Below are 18799 nucleotides of genomic sequence, written 5' to 3'. Positions count from 1 at the left end.
GCTCTCAGCCGGCCCAGATCAGCGGGGGCCAATCCGAACCGCTTGTAGTGTGAGGCGGGTGGTCGATGACTCGCGAGTGCCGTGCAGGTCGACTTACATCGGGGTCGATCGCGCGCTCGCAGGAGCGCTGCTCGCACTCGATGACGCGTTCGCAGCACTAGGTCCGCCGACCGCTATCGAGGCTTGCTCGTGCTGCCGGAATCCGGCGGACTACGCGGTACTGCTGAACAAGCCGCGCCATCAGCTCACCGGAACCGAGCTGGGCGTCTATGCCTTTCGTGTGTTGGGCACGGTGGGGTCGGAGGCGGATCTGCGTTACTTGACCGGTCGCATCCTGCAACTGCTCCACACCGACGATCCGCACATGCCCGATATGGAGGTCGTGTATTGCAAACTCGGCAGCGTCGGCTGGCAATCGTGGCCACAGGCCGACGCGATCGCCGAGGTGCTGGACGCGTGGTGGCACAGCATGTTCACCACTGCGCATCCACGAACGGGCATCGCTGTCGTCCTCTGCGCACTGGGTGCGGCTGAGTCCACGATCGCCGCGCGGCTCGCGGAGTGGGAGCTGCTCGATTCTGCGCTGTCGGTGCGGAATCTGCACGAGTTCGTCGTGCACGGATGCCGGCTCGCGGACAGCAGGGTGATTCCGACGAACTCCTACTGGGACCGCGGCTGGGTCGCGTACGACGAACTGGTCGGCTGGCTCAGCGATGGGTCTGCCATGGAAGCTGTGACCGCGGCATTCGACCGGACCGTGGATCTCGACCTGCTCGACTTGCTCGTCGAGATCCACGATGTCCTCGGGTGGGCTCGACCAGTCGCCCGCGCCTCGTAAGCGGCCGTGTGCCTACGAGGCGACTCCTGATCGAACGACCCCGGGTGTCCGGTGACGCGCTCCCCGCGCTACGGCACCCGAGCCGGGTCAGGGGCGGGCGGCGAGGGCTTCGACCTCGAACAGCACATCGGGAGTGGCGAGGCTCGCGACGCCGATGAGGGTCTGAGTGGGTGGGGTCGTGCCCCAGTTCGCCTGTACCGCGGCCGCGATGGGGCCGAGTTTGGTGACGTCGTGATGCACGACGTAGGTCCGGAGCTGGACGACGTGGCCGAGGTCGAGGCCGTGGGCGGCCAGTGCGGTGGCGATGTTGCGGAAGGTCTGGTCGACCTGGTCGGTGAAGTCCGGGGAGACGACCGCGCCGTCGGGTCGGGAGCCGTACTGACCCGAGACGAGAACCAGCTCCGTTCCCGCGGGGACGACGGCGGTGTGGCTGTAGCCGAAGGGAATCGGATCGTGTAGGCCGTCGGGGTTGACGACGGTGTGGGTCGGGCGGGGTGCGTGCTCGGTGTTCGTCATGCCGATGAACCTGCCAGGAATACACGACATCCTGTGTCGTGTATTCCTGGCATAGTTTTTCCTATGCGAGCTGACCGGTTGGTCTCCCTGGTGCTCCTGCTGCGTCGCCACGGTCGGCTGTCGGCCGAAACCCTCGCGCGCGAGCTGGAGGTGTCCACCCGCACCGTGCTGCGCGACATCGAGGCGCTGTCCACCGCCGGCGTGCCTGTCTACGCCGAACGCGGCAGGCACGGCGGGTTCGCGTTGTTGCCCGGGTTCCGGACCGAGCTCACCGGGCTGAATCACGACGAGGCACTGGCGTTGCTGATCGCTGGATCACGGCGTGGCGCACAGGCGTTCGGGCTCGGCTCGGCGCTCGCGTCGGCCATGCTCAAGGTGGTCGACGCGCTGCCCGAGAACTATCGGGAGATCGCGAGCGACGCGGCCGAGCGATTGCTCATCGACCCGGAGACCGACCTCCTGTCGCGGCGGCTGGACACCGAGGACCTGTCCGACACGATCGTGACCGAGGTCCGGCGCGCGGTGCTCGCCGGACACAAGCTGCGCATCAACTACGAGGCCGTCGGCCATGGCGCCGAATGGCGCACGGTGGACCCGATCGGCCTGGTCACCGTCCGACGCCAGGGCTATTTGCTCGCGACGAGATCCGGCGCGGACCGCACCTACCGACTGTCGCGGATCGTGGCCGCCGAGGAGCTCGACGAACCCGCACAGCGACCGGACCGGGTCGATCTGGATCAGGCATGGCAGCAACGCAGCGAGCAGTTCCGCGCCGGTGGCGATCTGGTCACCGTGCAGGTTCGGGTGAACCCGACGCGGCGCGAGGAACTGGTCGGCACCGCGCTGGCCGTCCACAGCGAGGAAGCGGACCACGATGGCGTGCTGCGGCTGGAGGTCACCTTCCAGGATTCCAGACATGCCGAGTGGGCGATGTGGCAGCTCGCCACTGACGCGGAGGTGCTGACCCCACCGTGGTTGCGCACTTCCCTGCGCAAGCGAGCCGCCGCGCTCGCCACGTGCTACGAAACGTCATCCGGCAGTTGATGGGCCGCAGGGACCCGCGAGTTCAGCCCACCGATGCCGGTTCGCCGGGCATGCCCTCCAGCGTCAACCCGCCCTCGATGGTGTTGGCAACGCGACGGCGGTTGGGGGAGCCCAGTGCCGTGGTGAGGTCGCCGCCGTCGTGTTCGGCGAGGAGCTCACCGCTGTCCCAGACGAGAAGTGTCGCGCTGACAGTATTCTCGGCGGTGGAATGAGCCAGGTCGTAATGCGCGCAGCCGGGGACGTGGGCGTAGGTGATCCACAGGTCGTAACCGGTCATGAACAGGTCGAGGTCGAATTGCACGCTGAGGCTGAGCAATTCGCTGCGACCGTTGTCGTCGACGCCGGCGAAGGCTTCGTCGAGGGCCAGCAGGCGCGGAGCCTGCGGATCGGCCGAGTCGAGCATCACGTGGGCGGCGGCGAAGAGGGGAAGGTGCAGCGAGACCGACTGTTCGCCGCCGGAGAGGGCGCTGTGGCGGGCGACGGTGAGTTTGTCCTCGGTGCCGTCGCCGGAGATGAGGGTGAACGAGAAGACTCGCCAGGTGCGGTAATCGAGGGTGGCGGCGAGGATTTCGGGGTACGAGCGTTCCGGGTGCGCGGTGCGGGCGGCGCGGATCTCGGCCGCGAAATGGGCGCGGACCGAGCCGAGGTCTTCCGAACTGAGGGCGGTGGTGTCGCGGTCGAGGAGTTTGCATATCGAGCGCGCGGACTCCGACAGTCCGTCGGCGAGGATCCAGTGTACGCCGATGGTGTTGCCCGACGACATCCGCCGCTGCTTCATCTCCGCGCCCATGCGGGAGATGAGTTCGCGAGCGTCGGTGGTGCGTTCGTGGATCTGCTGGGCCAGGCCCGTGAGCAGCGCGTCTTCGAGGATGCGGCGTTCGGCGTCGGTGAGCAGTAGTTCCTGGTCACGGCGGGCGGCGTCGATGCGGGCGGCGAAGTCGGCGAGGGCGGCCTGGCCGTTCTCGTCGTGGACGGCGACGACGGTGAGCCCGTCGGCGGCGTCCCAGTTCAGACGGTAGTCACGACCGGATGCAGTGAGCGCGGCATCGAACTCCTGGAGTGCGCTGGTCACCGCGGACCGGGTGGACTTGCGACCGGCTTCGGTGGCGCGCACCTGGCTGGTGGCGGTGTCGAGGTCGGCGAACAGGGCCGCCACCTCGTCGGGCAGGACGACCGGGTCGGTTTCCGGGCCTGCGGCGACGATGCGGTACTGCAGCTGTTCCGGGGTGGACCACGCGGCATCGCTGCTGGGCCAACGGTGTTCGACCGAGGCGCCGAGCAGGCTCAGCAGGTCGGGGCGGGCGTAGGGGGCCAGCGAACGCACCTCGCCGAGCACCTCGGTGAGCGCGGTGGCGAGCGCTTCGTTGGCGGTGCGATAGGCGGCCTCGGCGTCGCCGACCGCCTCGATGGCGGCATTGGCGGCCTTGCGCGCGGCCCGCTGTTCGGCCTTGGCTGCCTCGATGGCGCCACGGGCCAGCTCGAGGTCGCGGTCGATGTCGGCAGCACTGGCGCCCAACGCCTCTCGCAGCGTTTCGAGTTTGCGTTGCTGTTCGGTATAGCCGAGCCGGGCCGCCTCGGCCTCTTCGGCGAACGCCTCGGCCAGGGCCCGCGCTTCGTCGTGCCGGTCGGCGCCCTCGCGTTCGCGTTCGCGTTCCCGCTCGTGCTCGGCGCGCAGGCGGAGCAGTCCGGTGCCGGTGTTCTCGAAATGCCGGATAGCGGCGGCCAGCGCGTCGAGTTCGCGCGCCTCGCGGGGGGTTCGGTGTGCCGCGGCGGCGGCGCGAACCTTCTTGTCCAGGGCCGCGACTTCGGCGACGGCCTGGTCGAGTTCGCGCTCGGCCTGCGTCGCGGCCTCCACCCGTGAACGCATCAGACCGGCGGTCTCGGCTACGGCCCGCAAGGCGGAGGTCACCGCCGACGGGCGCGGCAGAGCCTTGGCAGCTGCCGACAACGCGGCCAATTGCGCAGTGGCCGAAGCGTCTTCGGCCCGCGCGGCGTCGTGCTCGGCAGCGGCGGCCTCGATCGCCGCTTCGATCTCGGCGAGGCGGGACTCACGCCTGCGGGCTCGCGCGGTCGTCCCGATGAACTCGGCCTCGGGCTTGTGGTGGTGGCCGACGAGAACGCCCTGTCGGAAGGATCCGGCGAGGCCGACCACGACGTGCGGGGTGTCGGTGGTGGTCAGCGCGGTGAGCGCTGCCCCGGTGCACGACGCTGCGCCGGGGGTCGCGGTGGCGCGCGTCGTCGAGTCCGGGCCGGCGTCGTGGACAGCGATGGAGGCCAGCACGGCGGCGACCGTCTCGGTGGGAACCGTGAGCGCGGCGGAATCCTCTTCGACGACAAGGACATCGGCGAGCGTGCGGCCGGGTGGCCGCTGGTCTACCGGCAAGGGGAGCAGGAAGTGGTCGGAGTCGATGTCGGCGGGCAGGGTCGGGCCGCAAATCCAGCTGTCGAGCAGGCCGCCGGACTGCAGCGCCGCTTCGATGCCGGCCGCGTCCTGAGCGGACACCGAGTCGGCGAACCGCACCAGCTGCCAGAGCGGAGCACCCGGAAGTTCTTCTCGGGCAACGGTTCTGATGGGATGCGGTGGGGGAGCGTCGTCGCGCTGGGCGGCGATCTGTTTACGTTCGGCAGTCAGCGCGTCGCGGCGCGCAGCGGCAGCGTTCGCGTGGGACCGGGCTTCCTGGCGTCGGGTGCGAATCTGTTCCTGCAGTGGCTCGCATCGTTCGGCCAAAACCTCTGATGCCGAGGGAATGTCGGCCACTCCCGCGCCGGCCAAGGCAGCGTCGAGCGCCTCGAACAAGCCCTCGGCACGACCTCGGTCGGCCGCGGCGTCGACCGGCCCGCTGGTGTGCGGCGCGCTTCCGGAGGCTTCCAAGGGCACACCTTCGAGTTCGGTGACCGGTGTGAAAACCTCGGTGTTGGTGTTCCACCAGGTGCGCAGGGCAGCCGCGGATTCGCCGCGGGCCAGGGCAACCGCCGCTTCGGCGTGGGCAACTTCCGCGGCGGCGGAGTCACGCAGTTCGATCGTGCGTTCGGCGAGGCGCTCGGAACGGGTGCGGTCCGCTGCGGCGGTTTCCCACTTGCCCAGTGCCTTTCGTACGGCGCGGACATCGGCGTCGCGTTCTTCGGCGTGGCCGCGGACCGCCGCGGTGAACTGGTCGCCCCGGCCTTCGGCGCTGGGCGGAGTCCATTCGATGCCTGCTTCTTCGGCGGCGGCGCGGACCGCGTCTTCGCCGCGGACGAGGGCGGCTGCCGCGGTGCGCACCCCTTCGGTGGCCCGGGAAGCTTCTTCGGCGCGGCGTTGCAGAGTATGTGCGGCTTCGGCGGCCTTGTCGCGGTGGGCCGCGGCGGAGGTTTCGAGGCGGCGGACAGCGTCGGCCAGGTCGTCGAGTTGCTGTTTGCCCTCGTAGGCGCTGGAGCGTTGGAGGTTCTCGCGGTCGGCGATGGCCTGTTCGTAGGCGTGATCGGCGTTTTCGGCTCTGGTCTCGGCTTCGGTGCGGTCGGTTTCGCGACGGGTCCGCAGGGCCGTCGCGGCGAAGAGCGCGGTGGAGGCGTTGGTGACGGCGTCGAGGCGGGTGCGGAGCTGGTCGACATCGGTTTTCGCCTGTACCGCGAGGTATTTGCGGTACACGTCGACGAAACGGCGGGTAGCGGTGTCGGCCTGGACGAGGCCGTCGAGGGTCCGGCCCACCTCTTCCATATCGCTGAACGAGCGAGCGGCATCGAGGATCAACTGCTCGTCGAGAGGGCGAAGGCCGTCGGTGAGGGCCTGGGAGAGCCCACGTGGGTCGAGGTTCTTGGCGAGCTGGGGCCTTCGCAGGGTGAGAATCAGGTTGATCAGCTGGTCGTAGCGCTGCACGCCGAGCCCGAACATGCGCGCGTCGATCGCCGCGCGGTACTCGACGGGACGGTCGACGATGGCGTCGCTGCCGATCTGCTCGGCCAGTTGCTTACGGGTGAGCGGACGGTCGTCGGGGCCGATGAGGGAGAAGTCCACCCCGGCGCGGCCGTCGGCGACGAAGTACCAGCGGGTCACCTTGTCCGAGGAGCGGGTGGCGCGCATGCCGATACCGACGGTGACGGTTTCGGGATCGTCCCAGCTGCCGCGCGCGAACTCCATCCACACATACGAGTAGGCCGACTCCTGCTTGCGGTACAGCAGATTCGACTTCATGGTGCGTTCTTCACCGGCGAACGGGTTCAGCCTGCGCGGTTCGATCCGCCCGTCCAGCACGAACGGGAACAGCACCTCCAGCGCCTTGGTCTTACCGGAACCGTTGGGTCCGCGCAGCACCAGACGGCCGTCGGCGAAACTGAACTCCTGATCGCGGTAGTCCCACAGATTGACGATGCCCGCCCGGGTCGGGACGAACCGCACTCCGCCGTGAATGAGTGACATGCTCAGACCCCTGCCTCTCCGGTGCTGCCGTCGGTATCGGCGGCGGTGACGAACAATTCCTCGGCCTTGCGCACTCGCACGGTGACCACCGCGCCCCGATATCTGGCCAGTGCGGGCAATACCAGCAGCCCGTCGACGACCGGCCGGATCAGCCGCAGCTTGGCGAGCAGCGCGAGCACCTCGGTGGTGAGCCCGCCGACATCGGCCTGCCATTGCGCGGCGAAGGTCGCGCCGTAGCGGTCGGTGAGCGCGACGACCGTGGCGCGCACCCAGGCGTCGTCCAGGAACGGATAGGTAACCGGTTCGGGAGAATCGGTCTCATCGTCATCGAAATCTGTTGCGGCAGTATTTATTTCGATGTCGTCGGCGAGCGGAGCGAACACGCCCGCGGTGGGGATGGACGCATCGAGTTGCTCGAGCAACGTGTTGTCAGGGGCGAGCGCTCCGGGACGGCGGGCGACCGGGTTGTCGATGTCGAGAACCGCGTCGGCGATCTCACCGATCAGTAGCAGCGCCACCTGTGCCAGGGTGCCGGTGCCGGGGAAGCGGGTATCGGACAGCCGACCCGAGGTGTCGATCAACGCCACACCCTCGGCCCGGCGTTCGGCCCGCAGGCCGGTGCAGTATTCGACCTCGCCGACCAGCCGGTCCTGGCCCAGCAGCGCCCGCTCGGCGTCCGACAGTTCGTCGAGATAGACGACCGGGCGCTCGACCAGTGCCCGGCGAACCCGGCGGGCCTGATCGGGCGATGCCTGGTCGGCGTCATCGGCCAGCAAACCGCGCACGCTGTGCAGGTGTTGGAGTGCTCGCGGCGGCCGGAACAGGGCGAACACCACCGGTCGGTCGATGTCGTAGAGCGCCTCGCCCGCCTCCGGGTCGCTGGCCCAGCCCCCCGCGTCGCCGTCGGCCAACGTCAGCGCGCCACGTGCGCCGAGCCAGCCGACGGCGTCGACGAAGGCGTCGCGATCGGCGGCCCGCTCGGTCGACAGGTCGATGCCCTCGATCCGGCTCGCGTAATCGGCGACGTGCTCGGCCAATTCCGAGAGGGTGATCTGGTCGCCCGCCCGGCCGAGGGCGGCCAGCGCCAACGACAGGTAGGCATAGCGGCGGCGGTCGAAGACGCGGTCGTTGACGCTGCGAGCGGGCCGGGCATCGTCGAGTCGATCGTGGACCGGGTAGAGCCGGGCCGTGGTCTCGGTGACTTCCAGTCGGTAGCCGAACAATTCGGCCAGGTCCTCGCGGAGCTCGGTCGCCCAGCGGCGGATCAACGGCAATGCGATCCGATCGGGGTAGACGCGGGTGACCAGGTGATTGGCCAGCATCACCCGCGCCGCCCGCTGATAGCTGTCCAGTGCCAGCGCGTCGATCCGTTGCCGCTTCATCGCGCAACCCCCCGTCGCGCCGAACCACTGCGTACCTCGAGGCGGCGATTGTTCAGATGCAGCAGTCCCACCGCGGTGCGGATCACCGTCGACCCGTCGCACGGCCGCACCGTCAACGTCACACCGTTGTCGGAACCTGTTGTGCCGTCGACGTTTCCGCTCACCGGCACCCAGGCGGTGGAAGCCGCGTCGAGCAGGCGCAACAGCACCTCGGTCTCACGCTGATCGAGCACCCGCTCGTGCACATTGCCCTTCGACAGCGAGGCGGCGGCCGCGGCCCGGTCCCGCTGCGCCGCCAGTTGGGCCTCACGCAACCGCCGCACGCCCGCGTCGTTGCGCGCGATCCGGGCGGGCGCGCCCGCGGTGGGTGCGCGCCCGGTCTCGGCCAGGGTGCGCGAGATCTCCAACGGCGGTGCGTCCCACCAGGAACGGCTGGTCGGGATCAGCTCCGCATCGGGATGTTCCAGCGACAGATGACGCGGCTTGCCGAGCCCGAACACCGCGTCGTAGAGCGCGTGCGCACCGCCCGCGGTGGGAGTGGCGACGAACCATTCGGCCAGGTGCCGCAACGCCGATTCCCGACTGATGCCGCCGCGGCGGGTCTCGGTGACCCGGCGCAACAGCGACAGCACCGCCGCGATCGCGCTCATCGTCGCCTCGCGCAGCCGGTCGGCTTCACACGTTTCCGCCGACTCGGTGCCCGCGGCGACGAACCAGGTGCGCAACCCGTCCCACCGCGAACGCCAATCCGCTTCGCGCTCGGCCAGGCTCAGCAACACCCGCTCGTCACACCCGGCCGCGCGACCGATCAACTGCTCGACTCCGGTCTCCTCGACCTCGCCGATCGCCGCGGCCAGCCGCGGCGCGAACCGCGCCAGATCCATGCTGAACTCCCGCATGTGCGCCAGCAACGCGTCCTTGTGCGCGAGAAAGGATTCCGGGGTGATCTCGGTCGTGCGTACCAGATCGCCCAGTGACAGGTAGAAATGCGCGGCCCGTGCGGCCATGTCGGTGAGCGCGGCGTCGAGCCTGCGCAGGGTGGTGTAGACCCGCTCGGCATCGCCGTCGCGGTTGGCGGCGGCGAGCGTGCGCAGGTCGGCGAGCAACTCGGGGAGCACGAGCCGCGACAGCGACGCGTCCTCCATGCGGGCCGCGAGCACCCCGGCCACCGCTCGGTAGGCCTGGAAACCGGCCTGCGCGAACTGGTAGACGTAGTGCCGGTTGCGGTACTCGGCCAGCGTCGCCGCCCGGGTGCCGTCGTAGCTGCGTTCGAGCACGCCCCAGCGATGCAACTGCTCGAGCAGGGGGCCGATCTCGACCGCGGGCAGTGGGACACCCGCGGCCGCCTCGACCCGGCCGCCCGCCTCGACCCGGGAAATCCACTCCGCGACGTCGTCGGCGTGCAACAACACCACGTAGGCGGCACGAGCGCTGTCGAAGGCGCGCAGCACCCGCAGGTAGTCGGCGCGTTTCTCGGCGGTCGCGAACGAGAACAACCGCAGACGTTCGTCCCACAGGGCGGGTACGGCGCTGGGCAGGCCGTCGGCGGAGTCGGTCACCGTAGACAGGTTAGTGGTGGCCTTCCCGTGCTCCGCCGGACCCGTCTCCGATCGGCGTGGCATCGCCCGGCGAGCTCATCCGACATTGAGCGATCGCAGCTGCTCGAGGAACGATTGGGTGCGCTGATCTCCTGGGTAGCGTTCGATGATCTCCCTGGCCGCCTCGCCCGCGATCCACGCCAGCGACGGCAGCGACTTGCGACCCGCGGAGAACGCCGCGACGCCCTCCTCGACCGCGCGCTCGAGATCGCGGTCGCGCACCGCGACGACAGCCAGGGTCAGCCGGGCCTCGGAGACCCGCATGGGGTTGCGGACCGAACCGTCCGGTCGGGTCGAATCGCTGATCACCTGCCGGGCGTAGCGTTCGGCCAGTCGATCCTGGCCGGCCACCCGGCAGCAGTCCATCGCGTAGAAGTCGAATTTGGTGGCGTCGACGACGAAGTGGTTGTCCAGATCGGCCGGGTGACCCATCCGCGACAGAATCGCCTTGCCCTCGTCGAGCGCGGTCTGCATCGCGCGACGGTCACCGAGTCGAGCCCAGCCCTTGGCGCGCTGCGCGGCCAACTGCACCCCGACACTCGACGACGTGGTACCGGCCATCGCCTTCTCCGAGACATCGATCGCGCCACGAAAGTTGCCCTGTGTCAACGCGAACCACGCCGACATCTCCGCGGCCCACCCGACGATCTCCGGATTGCCCGCTTCCCGACCGAGGGAATCGGCGGCCCGGCGGGTGGCTTCGGCACCGCCTCTGCGGCCGAGGTCGTAGTCGACGCAACCGACCAGCAACGCCACCCAGCCCGCCAGCACGAGGATCTCTCGATGCTGGCTCAGCGTCAGTCTGCCGTCGAGCAGCGAGGTGATCCGGCGCAGCCACGCGGTCCCCTCGGTATGCAGCGCATGTGGGTCGGCATAGGCGTATTCACAGCACAACCGTTCGGCGGTGATCCGCACCGCGTCCAGTGTGGCGCTGTTGACGTCGGACATCCTGAGTCGTCCGATGAACTCCAAAGTGTCCATACCGGTTGCCGATAACAGCTCGTCATCGCGGTTGGGACGGGACTTCGGGAAGAACGCGGCGGGGACGGTGTCGAACGCGGCCGCGATGATCGGCGCGTAGAACTCGTCAGGTCGCGATTCCCCGGATTCCCAGCGGCGCCAGTTGCGCAGCAAGGTACTGTCCGTCGGCAGGTTGTGGGAGGACTTGGCACGCATCGCGCGAACGGCATCGCCTTGCGACCACCCCCTCGCGTCACGTTCCGAGCGCATCCGAACAGCCCATACGGGTCGATCATCAGTTGCGGTCACGGCGGTAGTATTCCACCAGTTAACGTTCGGCGTCCCGGATAGGGCATGTAGATGTCATCGGATTGACATCTGCTGCCGGGGGCCGCGAGTGTTCATGATGTAAGCAGGTGCTCGGCATGACAACCGGGTTCCCGCTGTGCAGGAGAGCTTGCAGGGCAACGCAGTACCCCCGCGTGGCGCACCGCGCGACGCGGGGGGACCGGTAAACAACAGGTCCGACAACAGAACAGCGATCCCAATCCAACGGAGGTTCGGGTGGAAGCGTTGATCTATGGATACTTGCGGGACGATTTGGCCGATGGCCAGAGCGACCAATTGGAGGATGCGCTACGCAGCCTCGCGCGCACCGCGGGCATGTGCTTCGCCGCGACGTTCCACGAAGCACCCGCGGGTGACGGTGCGGCGTTCGCCGAACTCACCCAGGAACTGAAGCGGGCCGATGCCCACCACGTGGTGGTGCCGTCACTCGATCACCTTGCGGGCCAGACGATTCCGCGTGACCTGCTGATCGCGAAGCTGGCGCACGAGGCGGCCGCTCAGGTACTGACCCTGGAGCGTTAGCCATGGGATCCGACGCATGCGCCGATCCGCCATCTCGGTAGCGGCCGGGCAGGCCTGCCGAGATGCCCGGCAGGCAGAACCGACACCTCGGCGTTCCGCCGCGCTGCCGTCGCGGCGTGCACCCGATCGATATCGCAATCGATGTCGATCGGGGAGTGTCGCCGCTATGAGCCGGGTGCCGCGCTGTCGTCGCGGCGGTGTCAGGGTGAAATGCCCGCCCGGAATGGGGATTTCGCTGCCGTGAGAGTACTCGGCCGCCTATTTCGATGGTAGGTAGGCCATTCGGGCGGCAGCCTCGGTGCGGCCGACCATCACGAACAACTGCGGGCTCCGACGAACTCCCGGTGTACGAGGGCTACAGGCCGAAGCTACCCGGACCGCGCCTGCGCAGGTATTTCTCGAATTCCGCCGCGATGGCGTCGCCGTCGATCTTGGACATGGTCTCGTTGAGGTCGATCGCCGCGTCACCGCGCTCCTCGAGCGAGCGCACGTACTCACTGATCTCCTCGTCGCCGAGGGTCATCTCGTTGACCGCGGCTTCCCACTCCTCGGCCTGTTTCGGCAGCTCGCCGAGCGGGACCTCGATATCGAGGACGTCTTCGACCCGGTGCAGCAGCGCGATGGTCGCCTTCGGGTTCGGCGGTTGCGACACGTAGTGCGGGACCGCGGCCCAGAACGACACCGCGGGCACACCGGCCTTCACACACTGGTCCTGCAACACACCGGTGATCCCGGTCGGGCCCTCGTACCTGGTCTGTTCCAGACTGAACCGCTCGGCGGCCTCGGGACTGTAGGCCGAACCGGTCACCGGCACCGGCCGGGTATGCGGGGTATCGGCCAGCAGCGCGCCGAGGATGACCACGGTCTCCACACCCAGTTGCTCGATGAACTCGAGCAGGTCGTCGCAGAAGCTGCGCCATTTCATATTCGGTTCGATGCCGCGCAGCAGCACCACGTCACGGTCGCTGCCGGGCGGGGAACACACCGACAGCATCGTCGAGGGCCACTGGATCTCCCTGGTCACGCCGTCGACCTGGCGAACCGTGGGCCGGTTCACCTGGTAGTCGTAGTAATCCTCGGAATCGAGCTCGGCCAGCGGCTCGGCATCCCAGATCAACTCCAGATGCTCGATGGCGCCACTGGCGGCATCGCCGGCGTCGTTCCAGCCCTCGAAGGCGGCAACCATGACGGGATTGCGCAAGGTCGGCAGTTCCGTCTCGGGGGTCTCACTGGCATCCACCCGGTCAGCCTAGTGTCTCGTGCGAATTGTTTTGCGGTGACCGACGGTGTTGCGTGTTTCCGCCGCGGACAGTGGCGCAGGCCACTTGATTCACCCACAGTGGTCTTGTTCGTCGGGGGCGCCCTCTAGTCTTGAATCATGTCTGCGTCCTTGCCCACCGGGTTCGATACCACGCTCCTCGACACGCTGCGGCGGCGTGTCGTCATCGGCGACGGCGCGATGGGCACGATGTTGCAGGCCGCGGATCTGTCGCTCGACGACTTCCGTGGCCTCGAGGGTTGCAACGAGATCCTCAACGACACCCGCCCTGATGTGCTCGCCGAGATCCACCGTGCCTACTTCGCCGCAGGCGCGGACGCGGTGGAGACCAACACCTTCGGCTGCAACCTGCCCAACCTCGCCGACTACGACATCCAGGACCGGATTCGGGATCTGGCCGAGCGCGGCACCCGCATCGCCCGCGATGTCGCCGACGAGATGGGTCCCTCGGCCGACGGTACTGCGCGTTATGTCCTGGGCTCGATGGGCCCGGGAACCAAGCTGCCGACCCTGGGTCACGCGCCGTTCGTGTCGCTGCGTGATGCCTACACCGAAGCGGCGCTCGGCATGCTCGACGGCGGCGCCGACGCCATCCTCATCGAGACCTGCCAGGACCTGCTGCAGGTCAAGGCCGCGATCACCGGCAGCCGCCGGGCGATGATCGCCGCCGGTCGCCGGATCCCGATCATCACCCACGTCACCGTGGAGACCACCGGCACGATGCTGGTCGGCAGTGAGATCGGCGCGGCGCTGACCGCGCTGGAACCCCTCGGTATCGACATGATCGGTCTGAACTGCGCGACCGGGCCCGCGGAGATGAGCGAGCACCTGCGGCACCTGTCGCGGCACGCGAACATCCCGGTGTCGGTGATGCCGAACGCGGGTCTGCCGGTGCTCGGGGCCAACGGCGCGGAGTACCCGCTCGACCCCGAAGAGCTCGCCGTCGCGCTGAGCGGGTTCGTCTCCGAGTTCGGGCTGTCGCTGGTCGGTGGTTGCTGTGGCACCACCCCCGAGCACATCCGGCAGGTCGCCGAGGCGGTGCGCGAGGTCGAGAAGACGCTGCCCCCGATCGCGGATCGCCGCCACCCCGAGCACGAGCCTGCCGTGTCGAGCATGTACACCGCTGTCCCGTTCGAGCAGGACGCGTCGATCATGATGATCGGTGAGCGTACGAATGCCAACGGCTCCAAGGCTTTCCGTGACGCGATGCTGGCCGCAGACTGGCAGCGCTGCCTCGAGATCGCCAAGGACCAGACCCGCGACGGCGCGCACATGCTCGACCTGTGCGTCGATTACGTGGGCCGTGACGGCGCCGAGGACATGAACGAGCTGGCTTCGCGGCTGGCGACCGCCTCGACGTTGCCGATCATGCTCGACTCCACCGAAGTGCCGGTGTTGCAGGCCGGTCTGCAGCATCTGGGCGGTCGGTGCGCGGTGAACTCGGTGAACTACGAGGACGGCGCGGGCCCGGATTCGCGGTTCCAGCAGATCATGCGCCTGGTCTCCGAGCACGGCGCCGCGGTCGTCGCGTTGACCATCGACGAAGAGGGTCAGGCGCGCACCGCCGATCACAAGGTCGCGATCGCCGAGCGGCTCATCGACGACATCACCGGCAACTGGGGCCTGGCCGAGTCCGACATCATCATCGACACCCTGACCTTCACCCTCGGCACCGGACAGGAGGAGTCGCGCAAGGATGGTGAGGAGACGATCAAGGCCATCCGCGAGCTCAAGCGCCGCCGCCCGCAGGTGCAGACCACCCTTGGCCTGTCGAATATCTCCTTCGGTCTGAACCCGGCCGCCCGGCAGGTGCTGAACTCGGTGTTCATGCACGAATGTGTGCAGGCGGGTCTGGACTCGGCGATCGTGCACGCCTCGAAGATCCTGCCGATGAGCCGGATCCCCGAGGAGCACCAGCAGGTCGCCCTCGACCTGATCTATGACCGCCGCGGCGAGGACTACGACCCGCTGCAGAAGCTGATGGCGCTGTTCGAGGGTGTCTCGACGGCATCGTCGCGGGCCTCGCGTGCGGAGGAGATGGCTCTGCTGCCGTTGTTCGAGCGTCTCGAGCGGCGCATCGTCGACGGTGAGCGCAACGGTCTGGGCGATGATCTGGACGAGGCGATGCAGACGGTGCCGCCGCTGCAGATCATCAACGAGACGCTGCTGTCGGGCATGAAGACCGTCGGTGAGCTGTTCGGTTCGGGGCAGATGCAGCTGCCGTTCGTGCTGCAGTCGGCCGAGGTGATGAAAACCGCTGTCGCGCACCTGGAACCGCACATGGAAGCCACCGACGACGCGGGCAAGGGCCGCATCGTGCTGGCGACGGTGAAGGGCGATGTCCACGACATCGGCAAGAACCTGGTCGACATCATCTTGTCCAACAACGGCTACGAGGTCGTGAACCTGGGCATCAAGCAGCCGATCGCGACCATCCTCGACGCCGCCCAGGACAAGAAGGCCGACGTGATCGGCATGTCCGGGCTGCTGGTGAAGTCGACGGTGGTGATGAAGGAGAACCTCGGCGAACTCAACACCAAGGGTGTCGCCGAACAGTTCCCGGTGCTGCTCGGCGGCGCCGCGCTGACCCGTTCCTACGTGGAGAACGACCTGACCGAGGTCTACGACGGCGACGTGTACTACGCCCGCGACGCGTTCGAGGGCCTGCGGTTGATGGACGAGATCATGACCGTCAAGCGCGGCGGTGGCCTCGATCCCGACAGCCCCGCGGCGATCGCGGCCAAGGAGAAGGCCGCCGAGCGCAAGGCCCGCCACGAACGGTCCAAGCGGATCGCGGCCGAGCGCAAGGCCGCCGAGGTGCCGATCGTGGTGCCCGAGCGTTCCGACGTCGCCGCGGACCTGCCGGTGCCGACGCCGCCGTTCTGGGGCACACGGGTGGTGAAGGGTCTGCCGCTGGCGGAGTATTCGGGTCTGCTCGACGAGCGGGCGCTGTTCCTGGGCCAGTGGGGTCTGCGTGGTCAGAAGGCCGGCGAAGGGCCGACCTATGAGGACCTGGTGGAGACCGAGGGTCGTCCGCGATTGCGTGCCTGGCTCGAGCGACTCGCCACCGAGGGAGTGCTCCAGCACGCGGCCCTGGTCTACGGGTACTTCCCCGCGGTGTCCGAGGGCGACGAGGTCATCGTGTTGACCGAGCCGAATCCCGATGCGCCACAACGGTATCGGTTCACCTTCCCGCGTCAGCAGCGCGACCGGTTCCTGTGCATCTCGGACTTCATCCGCTCGCGGGAGAAGGCCCGTGAGACCGGACAGGTCGACGTGCTGCCGTTCCAGCTGGTCACCATGGGTCAGCCGATCGCCGACTTCGCGAACGCGCTGTTCGCCGCCGACAACTACCGCGACTATCTCGAGGTGCACGGTGTCGGTGTGCAGCTCACCGAGGCGCTGGCCGAGTACTGGCATCGCCGGGTGCGCGAAGAGCTGACCGTCGACGGCAAGTCCGTGGCGGCCGAGGATCCCGCAGACGTGCAGGACTACTTCAAGCTCGGCTACCGGGGCGCGCGCTACTCCTTCGGTTACGGCGCCTGCCCTGACCTGGAGGATCGTGCCAAGCTGGTCGACCTGCTCGACGCGGGCCGGGTCGGGGTGACGCTCTCGGAAGAGCTGCAGTTGCATCCCGAGCAGTCGACGGACGCGTTCGTGCTGCTGCATCCGGAGGCGAAATACTTCAACGCCTGACACACTGCAGGCACGAGATAGAGGCGTCGGCAGATCGGATCGGTCCCGCGGGCCGGTCCGTTTGTCGTTGTGGCGCTTGTGAGTATGGTCACGATGGGGCGCCGGGTCCACGGGCCGGGCTGTCTCGCAACAGGATCGAAGCAGTTCAGCACGTAGAATTCTCGAAAAGTTTCATCCCGCTGTGGCGCGGAGGGCGAGACGACTCAGCGGTAAGCAGGAGGGGCACAGATATGACATCGGATCGGTTGATCGCGGGACGCTATCGACTCACCGACCCGATCGGCACGGGCGCGATGGGGGTCGTGTGGCGCGCCACCGACGTCCGGCTGCGGCGCACCGTCGCGGTGAAGCAGGTTCTGCTCGCGCCCGGTCTCACCGGTACGCAAGCGCTGGAAGGCAAACTGCGCGCGATGCGCGAGGGCCGGATCGCTGCCCGCCTGCACCACCCGAACGCCATCACCGTCTTCGATGTCGCCGAAGAGGACGGCCAACCGTGGCTGGTCATGGAGTATATGAACGCGCCGAGCCTAGCGGCGAAGCTGGCAGGCGGAGTGACGCTGCCCCCGATCGAGGTGGCGGGGATCGGCGCCCAGGCCGCCGCGGCGCTGTCGGCGGCCCACGACGCCGGGATCATGCACCGCGACGTGAAACCGGCCAACCTGCTCGTCGGCGACGACGGCACGGTCAAGCTCACCGACTTCGGGATCTCGCACGCGACCGGGGACGTCACCGTCACCGCCACGGGGTTCCTCGCGGGCACCCCTGCCTACCTGGCGCCCGAGATCGCCCGCGGCGACAGCCCGAAGCCCGCCGCCGATGTGTTCGCCCTCGGCTCGACGCTGTACGCGGCCTCCGAAGGCGCCCCGCCGTTCGGTGAGGGCGACAACCCCCTGGCCGTGCTGCACGCCGTCGCGCGCGGCGTGGTGCCCGCGCCGAAGAACGCGGGCCCGCTGGCCCCGGTCCTGATGTGGCTGCTGACCGCGTCGGCCGATGACCGGCCGACGATGGCGCAGGCCCGCATCGCGCTGGAAGACGTTGCCGCGGGCCGGGTTCCGGCACTGCCTGCCTCCGCGACGAAGATCCTGCCGGTGGGTGAGGCGGCGACGACCGTGATTCCGCAGCCCGGCGCCCCCGCGAACGGGGGAGCGGCGGCGAAGTCGGGTGCGGCCGCGTTGTTCGGCAGCGGTCTCGCAAGGGCCAAGGCTGCCCGCTCGGCCATCTCGGGCCGAAATTCGACCGGCGCGTCCTCGGGTGCGCCGCAGGCATCGGACGCGAGCGGAACCCCGGCATCGGGCGCGGTCGTCAACGTAGCGGGCCGACCGGACGGAGCAATCGGCCGAGCGGAGGCAGGCGGGGTCGGGCAGGCAGGCGCGGTGCGGCAGGCAGCGGCAGGCGATCCCGGCCTCGTTCGGCCGCGTGACGCCGCGTCCTCGGCCGCGGACGGTGTCGAACGTGCCGGTGCCCAGGCGCAGTTGCGCGCCAAGGCGGCAGCCGGGCCGACGGACGGTTCCGGCCTGCATCCGGCGTTCCCCATCCCACCGTCGCGCACCGACCGCGCGAACAACAGTCGTGCCGTCCTGCTGTTGGCTGCGGCCGTCGCTGCCTTCACGGTCATGCTCGTCGTGCTGGTGGTCACCCGCGACCGGGGCCGCGAGCCCGATCAGCAGGCACAGGCCCCGGCATCGCCGGTCACCGTCACGACGATGGTCGACGGCAAGGTGAGCACCGTCGTCATCGTGCCGGAGCAGGAAACGATCACCGTGTCGGCTCCGCCCGCCGCCGTGCCCGGCGGCGCGACGACCACCGGCGCGACCCCGACCAGCACCTCGGCAAAGCCCACCCCCACCACGCCGAAACCGACCAGCACGACCGTCACCACCACACCGTTCGGCCCGCCCACCCCGGACCGGATCAACCAGTTCATCGCCGGGTACTACGGCATGCTGCCCGGCAATATCGGCGGGGCGTGGGCGCAGCTCGCTCCCGGGTACCAGGCGCAGACCGGCGGGTTCGGGCAGTACTCGTCGTTCTGGTCGTCGGTGCGGTCGGTGACTGTCGGCTCGATCACCCCCAGCGGGCCCAACCGCGCGGTGGTCACCCTCACCTACCAGCTCGCCAATGGCACCGTGACCTCGGAGAACCGCTGGATCCAGGTCGCAGGCGACGCGGGCAACCTGCAGATCGCCGGATCGGGCGTCTGAGGCGAACCCGTTACGCTGA

The 18799-nt window shown here is 68.7% G+C and carries 11 protein-coding genes; 5 read left to right on the top strand and 6 right to left on the bottom strand.

Annotation, left to right across the window (positions count from 1 at the left end):
- Window positions 1–58 precede the first annotated feature (58 nt).
- On the top strand, window positions 59–838 hold the full coding sequence (locus OHS03_RS15670; RefSeq protein WP_328663561.1) for a hypothetical protein: 780 nt from the start codon (window positions 59–61) through the stop codon (window positions 836–838).
- A gap of 87 nt (window positions 839–925) precedes the next feature.
- Here OHS03_RS15670 and OHS03_RS15665 read toward each other — a convergent pair whose 3' ends face one another.
- Complete coding sequence (locus tag OHS03_RS15665; RefSeq protein WP_328663559.1) at window positions 926–1354, bottom strand: RidA family protein; 429 nt, start codon at window positions 1352–1354, stop codon at window positions 926–928.
- Window positions 1355–1417: 63 nt separating this feature from the next.
- On the opposite strand from OHS03_RS15665, the gene OHS03_RS15660 reads away from it, so the two are divergent.
- On the top strand, window positions 1418–2398 hold the full coding sequence (locus OHS03_RS15660) for a helix-turn-helix transcriptional regulator (protein WP_328663557.1): 981 nt from the start codon (window positions 1418–1420) through the stop codon (window positions 2396–2398).
- A 22-nt stretch (window positions 2399–2420) separates the two neighbouring features.
- Here OHS03_RS15660 and OHS03_RS15655 read toward each other — a convergent pair whose 3' ends face one another.
- The 4 genes from OHS03_RS15655 to OHS03_RS15640 all read right to left on the bottom strand — a co-directional run bounded on the left by OHS03_RS15655 (window position 2421) and on the right by OHS03_RS15640 (window position 10950).
- Entirely contained in the window at window positions 2421–6794 is a 4374-nt protein-coding gene (locus tag OHS03_RS15655; protein WP_328663555.1) for an SbcC/MukB-like Walker B domain-containing protein, read from the bottom strand.
- A 2-nt stretch (window positions 6795–6796) separates the two neighbouring features.
- Window positions 6797–8176, bottom strand: coding sequence for a TIGR02678 family protein (locus OHS03_RS15650; protein WP_328663553.1), 1380 nt, complete (start codon window positions 8174–8176; stop codon window positions 6797–6799).
- On the bottom strand, window positions 8173–9678 hold the full coding sequence (locus tag OHS03_RS15645) for a TIGR02677 family protein (protein WP_407942514.1): 1506 nt from the start codon (window positions 9676–9678) through the stop codon (window positions 8173–8175). The genes OHS03_RS15650 and OHS03_RS15645 overlap by 4 nt, the downstream gene beginning before the upstream one ends.
- Before the next feature lie 132 nt (window positions 9679–9810).
- The gene (locus OHS03_RS15640) at window positions 9811–10950 is read right to left on the bottom strand and encodes an NsdA family TPR-like regulatory protein (protein ID WP_062983552.1); all 1140 of its coding nucleotides are present in this window, start codon (window positions 10948–10950) and stop codon (window positions 9811–9813) included.
- Between the two features lie 348 nt (window positions 10951–11298).
- Here OHS03_RS15640 and OHS03_RS15635 point away from each other — a divergent pair, with 348 nt between their 5' ends.
- Window positions 11299–11604, top strand: a complete 306-nt coding sequence (locus OHS03_RS15635; RefSeq protein ID WP_056809962.1) for a hypothetical protein — start codon at window positions 11299–11301, stop codon at window positions 11602–11604.
- Between the two features lie 355 nt (window positions 11605–11959).
- Here OHS03_RS15635 and OHS03_RS15630 read toward each other — a convergent pair whose 3' ends face one another.
- Window positions 11960–12790: a PAC2 family protein gene (locus OHS03_RS15630; protein ID WP_235569430.1), complete on the bottom strand. Its 831-nt coding sequence runs from the start codon at window positions 12788–12790 to the stop codon at window positions 11960–11962.
- Between the two features lie 192 nt (window positions 12791–12982).
- Here OHS03_RS15630 and metH point away from each other — a divergent pair, with 192 nt between their 5' ends.
- Window positions 12983–16579: a methionine synthase gene (metH, locus tag OHS03_RS15625; RefSeq protein ID WP_062983348.1), complete on the top strand. Its 3597-nt coding sequence runs from the start codon at window positions 12983–12985 to the stop codon at window positions 16577–16579.
- Window positions 16580–16809: 230 nt separating this feature from the next.
- Window positions 16810–18780 carry a serine/threonine-protein kinase gene (locus OHS03_RS15620; protein ID WP_328663548.1) on the top strand — a complete coding sequence of 657 codons (1971 nt, stop codon included), beginning with the start codon at window positions 16810–16812 and terminating at the stop codon, window positions 18778–18780.
- The last annotated feature ends 19 nt before the right edge of the window (window positions 18781–18799 follow it).

Origin of the sequence: Nocardia salmonicida (assembly GCF_036142455.1) — a bacterium.
Lineage (GTDB): Bacteria > Actinomycetota > Actinomycetes > Mycobacteriales > Mycobacteriaceae > Nocardia > Nocardia salmonicida.
Note: the sequence above shows the minus strand (reverse complement) of the source record. Positions and strands in the feature narration are given on the sequence as shown.

Coding starts and splice junctions, on each gene's coding strand:
- OHS03_RS15650 (WP_328663553.1), bottom strand. CDS start 8,176: ATGAAGCGGCAACGGATCGACGCGCTGGCACTGGACAGCTATCAGCGG.
- OHS03_RS15665 (WP_328663559.1), bottom strand. CDS start 1,354: ATGACGAACACCGAGCACGCACCCCGCCCGACCCACACCGTCGTCAAC.
- OHS03_RS15640 (WP_062983552.1), bottom strand. CDS start 10,950: ATGCGTGCCAAGTCCTCCCACAACCTGCCGACGGACAGTACCTTGCTG.
- metH (WP_062983348.1), top strand. CDS start 12,983: ATGTCTGCGTCCTTGCCCACCGGGTTCGATACCACGCTCCTCGACACG.
- OHS03_RS15620 (WP_328663548.1), top strand. CDS start 16,810: ATGACATCGGATCGGTTGATCGCGGGACGCTATCGACTCACCGACCCG.
- OHS03_RS15630 (WP_235569430.1), bottom strand. CDS start 12,790: ATGGTTGCCGCCTTCGAGGGCTGGAACGACGCCGGCGATGCCGCCAGT.
- OHS03_RS15655 (WP_328663555.1), bottom strand. CDS start 6,794: ATGTCACTCATTCACGGCGGAGTGCGGTTCGTCCCGACCCGGGCGGGC.
- OHS03_RS15660 (WP_328663557.1), top strand. CDS start 1,418: ATGCGAGCTGACCGGTTGGTCTCCCTGGTGCTCCTGCTGCGTCGCCAC.